Source organism: Mediterranea sp. ET5, assembly GCF_023337025.1.
Lineage (GTDB): Bacteria > Bacteroidota > Bacteroidia > Bacteroidales > Bacteroidaceae > Phocaeicola_A.
Genome location: NZ_JAMBLN010000035.1, coordinates 1 through 11,291 on the forward strand (window position 1 = coordinate 1; position 11,291 = coordinate 11,291).

8 protein-coding genes, 1 tRNA gene and 1 pseudogene are annotated in these 11,291 nt (G+C 57.8%); 4 read left to right on the plus strand and 6 right to left on the minus strand.

From position 1 onward, the window contains the following. The first annotated feature begins 438 nt into the window (after positions 1-438). Entirely contained in the window at positions 439-2,463 is a 2,025-nt protein-coding gene (locus M3087_RS14105; protein ID WP_249096781.1) for a TlpA family protein disulfide reductase, read from the plus strand. Here M3087_RS14105 and M3087_RS14110 read toward each other — a convergent pair. Both M3087_RS14110 and M3087_RS14115 read right to left on the minus strand, forming a co-directional pair. Beyond that, complete coding sequence (locus M3087_RS14110; protein ID WP_249096784.1) at positions 2,454-2,879, minus strand: hypothetical protein; 426 nt, start codon at positions 2,877-2,879, stop codon at positions 2,454-2,456. The two genes, M3087_RS14105 and M3087_RS14110, sit on opposite strands and share 10 nt — an antisense overlap. A gap of 239 nt (positions 2,880-3,118) precedes the next feature. Beyond that, positions 3,119-3,192: transfer RNA gene (locus M3087_RS14115), tRNA-Ile, on the minus strand. A 149-nt stretch (positions 3,193-3,341) separates the two neighbouring features. Between M3087_RS14115 and M3087_RS14120 the strand changes: the two genes are divergently transcribed. The 3 genes from M3087_RS14120 to M3087_RS14130 are packed head-to-tail and all read left to right on the plus strand — an operon-like array spanning position 3,342 to position 5,665. Then, positions 3,342-3,950, plus strand: a complete 609-nt coding sequence (locus tag M3087_RS14120) for an HAD family hydrolase (RefSeq protein ID WP_022383963.1) — start codon at positions 3,342-3,344, stop codon at positions 3,948-3,950. Positions 3,951-3,963: 13 nt separating this feature from the next. Continuing rightward, the gene (locus M3087_RS14125) at positions 3,964-4,875 is read left to right on the plus strand and encodes a bifunctional riboflavin kinase/FAD synthetase (RefSeq protein ID WP_249096788.1); all 912 of its coding nucleotides are present in this window, start codon (positions 3,964-3,966) and stop codon (positions 4,873-4,875) included. Between the two features lie 7 nt (positions 4,876-4,882). Continuing rightward, positions 4,883-5,665: a CPBP family intramembrane glutamic endopeptidase gene (locus M3087_RS14130; RefSeq protein ID WP_249096790.1), complete on the plus strand. Its 783-nt coding sequence runs from the start codon at positions 4,883-4,885 to the stop codon at positions 5,663-5,665. A 91-nt stretch (positions 5,666-5,756) separates the two neighbouring features. Here M3087_RS14130 and M3087_RS14135 read toward each other — a convergent pair whose 3' ends face one another. From M3087_RS14135 to M3087_RS14150, 4 genes and pseudogenes are all read right to left on the minus strand, one after another. Further along, positions 5,757-7,379, minus strand: a complete 1,623-nt coding sequence (locus tag M3087_RS14135) for a PKD-like family lipoprotein (protein ID WP_249096792.1) — start codon at positions 7,377-7,379, stop codon at positions 5,757-5,759. A 4-nt stretch (positions 7,380-7,383) separates the two neighbouring features. After that, the gene (locus M3087_RS14140) at positions 7,384-8,151 is read right to left on the minus strand and encodes a DUF4843 domain-containing protein (protein WP_249096793.1); all 768 of its coding nucleotides are present in this window, start codon (positions 8,149-8,151) and stop codon (positions 7,384-7,386) included. Between the two features lie 49 nt (positions 8,152-8,200). Further along, on the minus strand, positions 8,201-9,643 hold the full coding sequence (locus M3087_RS14145) for a RagB/SusD family nutrient uptake outer membrane protein (protein WP_249096794.1): 1,443 nt from the start codon (positions 9,641-9,643) through the stop codon (positions 8,201-8,203). 14 nt (positions 9,644-9,657) lie between these two features. After that, a pseudogene (locus tag M3087_RS14150) lies at positions 9,658-11,291 on the minus strand (TonB-dependent receptor); the annotation flags it as partial.

The window sequence follows — 11,291 nt, forward strand, 5'->3', positions numbered from 1 at the left end:
TCCGTACGAAAACAGCCACCTGTTTTCATTTTTCAGCGACCAAAGGAGCATGATTCCGCAGGTGTGAAATTGCGTCCGTCTGAAGAAAAAGACCGACGGAAGGAAACGAATGAAGAGAAAGATGCTGTAAAAAGAAAGGGATAAGGCGGAAAGTGCGACAATATGTATTTTGCGAATCGCCCGAGAAGGCCCTTCCCGGTCATCCATCCGTATTTTGGCGCAAGGAAGGCCTCTCTCGGGCGATTCGTTTGACAATTTGACAAATTGATACCTTCGCCGGAACGCATCCACAGCCTGCCCCGGAAGGGGGAGGAGCGGCGACGTTCAGGGCCCGTTGGCTGGCGACATTCCAGCAAGAGAAAAAAAGGAGAGCAGGCTTTGAACGGTGGGGACAAAACAGTTAAATTAGCGGACGCTAACAGTAACAGAGTATTGACTATGGAATCTAATTTGAGACGTGCGGCTGCCCGGATGATGGTGCTTCTGGGCATGCTCCTCCTGACGCAAGGGGCGTTTTCCCAAGATGAATCTTTATTTACTTCCGACTGGCGGGACCCGGCGACGGGGGACTGGCTGATGGGCTTCCGCCCCGAGGGCGTGGTGTACGACTGCCGCGTGTGGGACTACCGGACGAAGGTGCCGGAGGGCGACGGATGGGCGCTGCTGCTGGAGAGCGGCGGCGAGACGTTGCAGGTGAAGGTGGGCAGGGAGGAAGACGGACGGCGGAGCATCGCCGTGGACGGACGCCCTGCCACGGTCTGCGAGAAGCTGTCGGGGAGAGTGATGCCTGATTATCCGACGGCGGACGGACGGGGATTTACGGACAACGGCTACCGTGTGGACTCGGTGACGGTCTGCGGATGGTATGTGAACCGCCCCGCGAAGCTGCAGGGGAAAGGGCAGACGTTCGAGGTGACATACACGGACGTACTGACGGCAAAGGAGAGGCGGGTGACGGCACCGCTGGACTCGCTGGGGAGGTTCCGTGTGACGTTCCCGGTGCTGAACACGCAGGAGGTGTTCCTCGACTGGCGGCGCATCGCGGTGCACACGGTCGTGGAGCCGGGAGAGACCTACTTCCTGCTCTGTGACTTCGGCAGTGGGCGACGCCTGTTCATGAGCAGGGACAGCCGCCTGCCGAACGAGCTGCTGGCGCATGAGGCATCGTTCCGGAGTCCGCTGTACCAGGACCCCCGGGAGCAGAAGATGAGTCTGGAGGAGCTGATGGCGCTGGGCGACAAGGTCCTGGCACAGAGGGAGGCGCTGCTCGACAGCCTGACGGGGTGCCACCCGACGCTGTCGGAGCGTTACCGGGCGTACTTCCGGGGGAATGTGCTGATGGACAATGCGCGCAACATCGGCCAGGCACGGTTCTTCTCGCCGGACTTCCGTCTGCCGCGGACGGTCTCGGACCACTTGGCGGAGCGTTACTGGTCACGGATGCCACAGCCTTACACGGTCCACGCACAGGCGTTTGCCTCTTTCGTCCGTGATTTTCTGGACGACCGGATGGAGTACTGCGGGCTGCGCGCCTCGGTCCGTCCGGACGAGCTGGTGTGTGAGGGCTTCATCCGTGCGTCGGAGGAGAAGCGTCAGCTGATGGAGGCGTACGGCGTGGCGTTCCGGGGACTGGAGGCAGCGTTGGCGAAGGAGGCGGACGAGGCGTTGCGCGACTCGCTGGTGCACCGGTTCCAGCGGGAACAGGCGGAGGCGCTTGCCTATCTGGACGTGCTGATGGACGACGAGGAGGCGGGGGCGGTTGTTCGCCGGGAGCTGACGAGGCGTGCGCTCGCCAGCCGGTGTACGTTGCTCGACACGCTGGGCTGCACCGGGGCGTTGCGGGACATCTGCCTGACGAACTTCTTCCATGCGTACCTGGACAACAACCGGCATTCGCTTCCGCAGGAGCTGCTCACGTCGGTAGAGGAGCTCATCGGGATGGAAAGCGCGAAGGACCTGTTGCACGCCGAGCAGGCGCACTATGTGGCATTGGAGGAGTCGCCCGTCCCCGATGCGGAGAGCCTGAAGTCGGCTGACGTGGTGGCGGGACTGACGGACGGCGGGGAGATATTGGACCGGTTGCTGGCACCGTACCGTGGCAAGCCGGTGCTCATTGACGTATGGGGGACGTGGTGCGGTCCGTGCAAGGAGGCCCTGTCCCATTCGCAGGAGCTGTATGAGGCGTTGGCACCCTACGGGGTGGTCTGCCTCTACCTGGCGAACAACAGTCCGGTGGAGTCATGGAGGAACGTCATCCGTGAATACCGGCTGACGGGCAGCCACTGTGCCCACTACAACCTCCCGCCGGAGCAGCAGGCAGCCGTCGAGTCGGTACTGGGTGTGCGGTCTTATCCCACGTACAGACTTGCCGACCGGACGGGCCGTGTGCTCGATGTGCCGGCTGACCCGCGCCGTCTGGCAGAATTGCTGGAGTCGGTGAAGGGGGTTGCCGGTCAGGAGTGAGCCGGGCGTCGTGTGTCCAGGATGAGGTCGATGAACTCCTGCGGCAGGCTGACGTTGGGCAGGTCGACGGCGTCGGCAAAGAGTGGGGCAATGTCCCGTGCGCGGAACCCGGCGATGCCGCAGCCGATGCGTGTCACGAGGAAGTGCAGCCCGGGGTGTGTCCGTGCGAAGGCGATGAACTCGTCGGTGTAAGGTCGTATGGCGTCGATACCTCCGTGCATGGTCGGTATGCCGTAAGACTGTCCCTGCAGTCCGTTCCCCTGTCCGAGGATGGCTCCGAAGCGTCGCCAGGCGAGGAGTGCGGCTCCTCCCCCGTGCATGCCTTCGAGGTTGCTGCCGAAGACGAAGATTTCATTTTCCTTCAGTCGGGTGATGAGTTTGGGAGTAATCCCGCATGCGTGGTTGTGGGTGTTCATGGTGATGAAGAATTAGGATAGGTGAAACATAAGCTGGTTGTTGTCAGAGTCCGCGTCGGACGAACTGGTGACGGCCTGCGGAGAGGGGACGACGGCTTTTCCGCTGTGGCATCCCCGTGCCGGAACCGCGGTCCTCGGCTGCCTCTGTCTGCGGACGGAAGGAGCCACCGCGGTGCCCGAATCGGTGACAAGTGACATAAAAATCCCCTGCAAGCATTTGGCTTACAGGGGATTAACAGTGGACCAGCCTGGGCTTGAACCAGGGACCTCCAGATTATGAGTCTGTTGCTCTAACCAACTGAGCTACAAGTCCGGGAAAACACGAATCGTTTTCGCTGCAAAAGTAGATATTTGCGACGAATTATGCAAGAGCGGGCTTTAAAAAAGTGGAAGACAGCGAGGAGGCACGGCTTTTTTTCCATACCTTTGCGCCCGATTATGACAAGAACTACAACAGATTTCATGGATAACGGTATACGGAACCTTGTGTTCGATTTCGGCGGAGTGCTCATTGACATCGACCCCCGCCGCTGCGTGGAGGAATTTGAGAAGCTGGGCTTCGGTCCGGCGGAAGAGTTGATAGGAAAGTATTGGCAGCGAGGGGTCTTCCGCGACTTCGAACTGGGGAACGTCTCCTCCGAGGTCTTCTGCCAGTCGGTCCGCAACGAGGCAGGACGGCGGGTGACGGACGAGGAAATCATCGCGGCGTGGAACGCCATGCTGTGCGACATCGCACCCGCGAAACTCGAAAGGCTGCTCGAACTGAGAAAGGACTATAAGGTTTACCTGCTGAGCAACACGAACGTACTCCACTGGGAGGCGGCACGCCGCCTCTTCGCCCGCGGAGGACACTCCCTGCAGGACTATTTCGACGACGTCTTCCTCTCCTTCGAGATGCACCAGGCGAAACCCGATGCCGGTATCTTCCAGTCGCTTGCCATGCGGACGGGGCTTTTCCCCCACGAGACGCTGCTCATCGACGACGCGTCCGCTAACTGCGACGTGGCACGCTCGCTGGGGTGGCACACGCACTGTGTGAACCCCGGGGAAGACTGGACTTCCACGATTTAAAACCACTACCGCTATGAACACCAAACCCTGTGTCGCTACAATCGGATTCTTTGACGGCGTGCACCGAGGACACCAGTTCCTCATCAGCCGCGTGAAACACCTGGCGCAGGAGCTGGGGCTGGAGTCGGTCATCATCACCTTCCCGGAGCATCCGCGGACGGTGATACAGCCGGGCTTCCGCATGCAGCTCCTCTCGACCCCGGAGGACAAGTATCGTCTGCTGAAGGAGCAGGGTGTGGACCGCATCGTCGAGCTGCCTTTCACGCGCGAGCTGTCGTGCTACACGGCACGCGAGTTCATGCTGGAGGTGCTGCAGCGCCGGTTGAAGGTCGACACGCTGGTCATCGGCTACGACCACCGCTTCGGGCACAACCGCAGCGAGGGCTTCGAGGACTACCGGCGTTATGGCGAGGAGATGGGCATGAAGGTGGTACACGCCGAGGCCTGTGTGGTCGACGGGGTGACAGTGAGCTCGTCGGCTGTCCGCCGCTTCCTGGGAGGAGGCGAGGTGACGATTGCCGCCCATTGTCTGGGCTACGAGTATTACCTGGAGGGGACGGTGGTCGACGGTTTCAAGGTCGGACGGACCCTGGGCTTCCCCACGGCGAACCTGCGTGTGGACTGTCCTGACAAGCTGGTGCCTGCCGACGGGGTCTATGCCGTCCGTGTCCGGGTGGACGGGGCGGAGCATGCCGGGATGCTCAACATCGGGGTGCGTCCCACGGTGGACAACGGACGCGAACGTTCGGTGGAGGTACACATCCTGCACTTCTCGGGCGACCTGTACGGCCACCGCATGCGTGTCACCTTCGTGCAGCGTATCCGCAACGAACAGAAGTTCGCCGGGCTGGACGGGCTCATGGCGCAGCTCCGTCGCGATGCCGAGGAGGTCGAGCGCATCTTCAGTAATCCTTCTCAATCCTGATAGCCGTATGAAAAAAGCCGTATTCCTTGTTCTTCTCTACTTCGTCTGCCAGTTCGCGGCGACGTTGCCCTTCGTGTTCCTGCATTTGCTTCGGGATATGCCCGAACCGTTGTCGCTGACGGATCCGGCTGAGCTGGGGTTGTCGGTCTTGCTGTCGAACGTGCTGATGATAGCCCATCTGCTCTATTGGAAGTACGTGCGCCTGGGCGTGCGTTCGCTGACGGAAGTCCCTCTGCGGATGCTGCTGGTGTGCGTCCCGCTGGTGCTGTCGGCAATGTTCGTGCTCAATGCGTTCAACGAGTGGCTGGACCTGCCCAACTGGGGCGAGGCATCCTTTGAGGGGATGAGCCGCACGGTGTGGGGACTGCTGGCGATAGTGGCGGGTGCTCCGCTGGTGGAGGAGATGTTGTTCCGCGGCGGTGTGATGAACCTGCTCCACCGTGCAGGCTACAGTCCGAAGGCGATGATCGTGTGGTCGGCGTTGCTGTTCGGTCTGTTCCACATCAATCCGGCACAGATTCCGTTTGCCTTCCTGCTGGGCCTGCTACTGGGTTGGCTTTACTGGCGGACGGGCAGCCTGTTGCCGGGCATCCTGTGCCACTTCATCAACAACGCACTGGGTGCACTTGTGCTCCGTTCGGAGCATGCCGACGCGCGCCTTGTCGACCTGATGGGCGGCATGGGTCCGCTCCTTGCAGGCGTCGCCGTGGCAGCGGTGGTGTTTGCTGTCTCCCTCTTCTACGCCCGTCGTTGGCTGAAGGCGGTGAATGGAACTGTGTGGAAGGACTGACGTCTCTGCCCGTGCCGCAAACGCATACTCACCGTGTCAGCCCTGTTCGGTCCGACACGGTGAGTTCAGAGGATGGAGGTACTGCCACGCATCAATAGGCTGCTTCAGACAGGACGAAGACGAGCTTGCTGATAGTGCCGAATCCATCCATCTTGTAGACAGACTTCACATCCCCACTCTTTTCCAGCAACAGCTCATGCACTTCCCCGGTCCCATTGGGCAGGTTGAAGGCAATGCCCAGCGTGTTCTCCAGCGGATAATCTTCTTCATACAGCTTCATGAGGGCATCGTCATAGCGGCTGTTGGTCTTGAATTGTATGTCCTGGATGTACGAGCCGGCAGGACCTTCGTAGATGAGGTCAAACTCGTCGGTCGAGAGGTTGTAGATGTACAGGCTGTTCTCCCGGGTGACGAAGTACTGGTTGGGATATTCCCGGCTGACGATGATGCGTGAGCCTTCGTCGAGGACCAGGTAGGGGAGCAGGCTGACCTCCATTTTGGGGAGTTCCTTTCCTCCGACACTGTTGGTGTAGAGAGAGTAGCGCACGTAGGTGTTGTTGGAACGCCGGAAGATGAAGTCGATGTAGGTATTCTTGTCATCCCAGGTATTGCCCAGTGCGGTCACGAGCGTCATGTCTTTCAGTGAGCGTTCGCCGGTGAAGAGCAGGGGCTCCAGCTCGGTGAGCATGGCGACGTTGTACATATCCATTCTCACGCGTGTGAGCCCGGTCAGCTTGGTATTGTCCCGTGTGTTGAAGAGGAAGATTTTCTTTTGCCCGTTGTCCCAGATGTAGAGCTTCTTCTCGAAGTAGGTCGCGAAGTCAGCCTGATAGTTCTCGGTTCCGGCGGCGCACTTGAGGGGGTAATAGATGCGGTATCCCGGTGAATAGAGCACTTTCTTGCCGTCAGTGATGAGGCCTCCCAGCTGGCTTCCGTCGGTGAATGCCGTAACGACCTTCTCCTCCGAATCCCGTGGCATCATCTGGCTGTACCAGCCGCGCAACTGTGCTTGCGGATTGAAGGGGAAGTAGGCATAGAGCTCGTCTCCTGCCAGGATGTTGATCAAGGCGGCATCGCGATAGCCGTAGCCCATCTGGAGGTAGTTGAAGTCTGTCACCTTGTTGGCGGTGAAGGCTGCATAGAGCGCACTGTCGGGAGCTTCGGGAGTGAGAATCATGGAACGTGTCTTGATGATGTCGGTCCCCTTCCGTACGGCGTTTCCCAGCTTGACTTGTCCGTCCTGTGTGTGGAGCACGAACCAGTTGTTGATGTAAGGCAGGACGGTCTTGATGCGCACTCGCTGGTAGTAGTCCAGGTCTGTGAGCTTGTCATGCAGCTTCATCAGGAAGAAGGTGTCCGTCGGGTGGCTGGGTTGTATTTTGACAGGCAGTGTACGGGAGTACAGTGTGTCTGTCCGATTCGTCAGTGACACCCAGGAGCAGACCACTTCATTGCTGTCCACAGGCTGTTCTCCGTCCGTGACATCCACCCGGTAGGTCATGGCCAGCGTGTCGTTTCCCGTCGGCTGGTCATACGTATAGACAATTTCGTTGTCAGATACCCGCCGGAAATCATCGGGCGAGATGAGCAAGGTCAGTTTGCGCAACGGCGTGTAGTCGTAATGCCCTTTGTCCTCGTAGCAGCTCATGGTCATGATGGCACATAGTGTGAGGGGCAGGGCGATGCCGGTTATTAGTTGGTATATTGTTTTCATAAGGTCAAGAAGCTATGTAGGGGTCAAACGTAAAGTCTTTCGGGTGGTCGGGGTGCTCAGCATTGTATTTCTTCAGGGCTGCATTGAGCAGAATCTTGTTGGTGCGCGCACTCCGTGTGCTTTCGAAGTCGGTTGTTTTCAGCACGGTGACCATGAAGGCATGTTTCTCCGGACTGTATTGGCCGTAATAGTAGTCATGCAACTCTTTCCAGTAGTCCGGCTTTTCATAGCGGTCGGTAACGACAAATAGGTGTTTCAGTCCTTCTTCCGGTCCTAAGGCGAAGTCCTGTGTCTTTTGTTCCGGGTCTATTTCTACCATAGAGGCGTAGTATGCCTGTCTGAGGGCAGGACGGTTGATGGTGACCACGAGTGTGTCCCTCAGTCTTCCCCGGCGGATGACTGCCTGCTGTTGCATCTCCAGGTCTGCGGCACCGGCAATTTCCAGGTTTGCCAATGTCCGGCTGTCGTCGGCAGTCGCCTGTCGTACGCGCAGTGTCACTTGCCGGTCCCGGTCAGCTTCCCATCCCATGACTCTCAGGATAAGTTTTACCGTGACCGTACGTATGGAGTCTCCTGCGAGGGTCGTGTCGTCGGTCTTGACAACGCGTCCTGCAAAGTTGACTTCGTCGACTGGTATCGTCCCGGTGGGGGCGGAGGATTCGAAATAGACACTGTCCATCGCTTCGTCATAGCGCAGGATGGAGTCGTCCTTGCAGCCACAGAGCGTGGCTGCATAGCAGAGGCAGAGCCAGATGTATTTATATCGTTTCATAGTGCTATTTAATAGGTGAAAAGAAATAAGATGTATGACTGTCCATGGGTTAGCGTTGTCCCAGTCCGTGTTCCACTTCATCATCGGGGATGGGGAAGACATAGCGTCCTGTCATTCCTTCAGCCACGGGACACTTGAAGAATGTCTTGCTGTCTGTCCGTTTGAGGAAGAAGAACCATTGCCCTTCACAGAGGAAGTCTTTCTGGTATTCCTTGTCGATGATGGCCATGCGCATGGTTTCGGTGTAGTTCCCGTCGGGGACTACGTCGTACTTGGAGGCGATGCCCCGTGCATGCCGGAGTGTGTTGATGTCATTGGCACTCTGTTCGAGCGAGGCTGTTTCGGCACGTATCAGGAACATCTCCGCCAGACGGATCAAGGGGACATTCCGGGTGGTCTGTCCTTCAGCCGACGCCATGAACTTGCGCGGCATCACCTTGGAGCCTGAGTGGACCATGCCTTCACGGTTCTTGTAACGGATATCATTGATGCCGATGCTCAATGCTTCAAACACCTCCTGTGCATTTTCCAAGGAGAGATAGAGCGCTTCGGAGCCGGCGGCATTCAGCTGCTCGACGGAGGCCGGGAACCAGTTTTCCACGCGGCCGTTCAGGTCAAAGATGTCGAGCATGAACAGTGACTCGGCTGACAGGGACGGGTCGGCGGCGTTGCTCCTGACGAGTGATAGTCCGCAGTGCCGGATGACATCATCCGCGTATTGGTATGCTTTTTCCCTGTCGCCCGTCCACAGGCATACGCGTGCAGCCAATGCCTTGACGGCGTATAGGTTCATCCGGTATTGGCGGTTACGCAGGAAGGTATTGGGATAGTTCAGCTCTTTGTCTGTACCCACTGGGTCGGCAGCCAGCAGTGCCTCTGCCTCGTTGAGGTCGTTCATGATGTGCATTACCAGTGAATCGGCAGGACAGAGAGGCTTCTTGTCCGGTGTGAGTTCATCGCGCCAGGGCACTGTCTTCAACTGGCGATCGGTGGCATAGACCGGTCCCCATATGCGGAGTAGGTCAAAGTACATATAGGCACGAAGTCCGAGAGCCTCGCCCTTGATGGTATTGAACAGCTCATCACTCAGGTAGCGTTTTCCCTGGAGGTCCAGGTAGTGGAGCAGGTTGTTGTCGTTGGCGATGGCGTTGTACATGCTTTCCCAGATGTGCCTCTGTGCGCTTGTGCTGGTATTGTTCTCTTTGTAATCGTAGAGCTCGGCTTCCACGGTGGAGTTGACTTCTTCGCCAAGCCGGTCATAGCGTTGTTCCAATTGTGAGAGGTAGCCATAGGTGAGCGTCTTTCCATAAAGCTCATCTTGGGTGAGCAGCTTGTATACTCCCGTGAGTGCACTCTTGTAGCCTTCTTCGGAGGTGTAGAGATGCTTGGTCTTTACGTCGGTCTGTGGTTGTACATCGAGCCAGTCAGCGCATCCGGTGCCTAGCAGCATGGACAGCAAGGCGGGCAGGATGTAGAGTCGGTATGCTTTCATTGTACCTTGGGGTTTTATTTGAACATAATAGACAGATTGAAGTTGATTGTGCGGGCAAAGGGGTAGTTGGTGCCTCGCTCCAGCTTGATGTTGGAGAAACGCGCAATGTCCTGCATCGTCATGCCCACGTTCATGTAACGTATGTAGAGGCGGTCGAGCAGGGTGAGCCGTGTGCCGTCCAACCGGTAGCTGAGGTTGATGGAGGAAATCCTGAACTCGTTGACATTTTGCAGGAAGCGCGAGCTTTGCTTGGTCTCCGAACCGGTGATGGTGAGTGCTTTGTAGAGTGCGCTCCGGTTATTGGGAGTCCATCGCTCGGTCAGTGCGCGCTTGTCCGCATTGTAGGCGAGGTTGACGTTCTCGATTTTGTTGACCAGCGTGGAGTTGTATTGGTCAGAGTCGATGTTGAACATGCAGCCAATGCTGAAGCTGAAGTCTTTCCACACGACACTGTTTGACACCGTGCCGGTGTAGAACGGGGTGGAGTCGCCCAAGGGGACTTTGTCCGCAGCGTCCCAGATGAACGTCTTGTTACCGTTTCGTTTCCGGTAGATTTCCTTTCCGGTTGCCGGGTCGATGCCCAGGGAGGGGACGGTCATGATTTGCGTCGTAGACTGTCCCTCCTGGTAGATGGGCAGGGGAGTGTCGGTCTTTGCCAGGTTCTCGGCGTTCTGTTTGGCAAGGTTGTTTGATATCTTCTTGATGACGTTCTTGTTGTGTGTGCCGTTGGCGGAGATCATCCATTGGAAGCGGCGGCGGGGATTCTCCAGGATGGTGTAGGATATACTGGCCTGATGCCCGGTGTTAAGCAGCGCTCCGGCATTCTCGGTCATGGATGAGAATCCTACGGAAGGCGACAGGGTGAAGTCGACAAGCAGCTGGTCGGTGTAGTTGTAATAGTAGTTGTAGGAGAGGCGGAGGCGGTTCTTGAGTGTGCTCAGCTCTATCCCGACGTTGGTGTTCCGGGTTTGCGACCAGCCCAACCTGTCGTTTCCGATGCCACGTAGCACGGCACCGATGACGTCGGATGACTTGTACGGGTCGGAGAACTCGTCATAAGTGTAGGTCTGCATGCCTTGATAGGACTCATAGTTCTGTGACCCCGTCACACCATACGAGGCACGCAGTACGAGGTTGCTGGCAAGTGTGGTGGGGAACCACTTTTCCTTATGCACGTTCCAGCGTGTACCCACTGACCAGAAAGGAGCCAGTCCCTCACTGGACCCAAAGGAAGAGGCCTGGTCACCACGCAGACTGAAGTCCACGGAATAGCGCATGTCATACATGTAGCCTACTTGACCAATGAGGCCGATGCTGCGGTTTTTGGAGTCGTTGCCACTCGGAACTGTGGATTTCTTATCAAGCCCGAACAGATACTCGTCCATGCTGTCGTTGGGGTAACCGCGTGCAACGAGCGTCATGCTTTCGCCACGGTTGTCGGACAGCTCGGCGCGGGCAAAGGTCGTGAGCATGTGTTTGCCCAGTGTCAGGTTGTAGGAGAGCGACACGTTACCGGTGATGCCTGTCGTGGTTCCGTTCATCTTGGTGTAGCTTCCTTTGCGGACGATGTCTACCACGCCGTAGCTGATGAACTCCGCATTGTTGGGCGAGACGAACTTGTCGCGTGAGGAGGTGCCGCGAGAGAAAC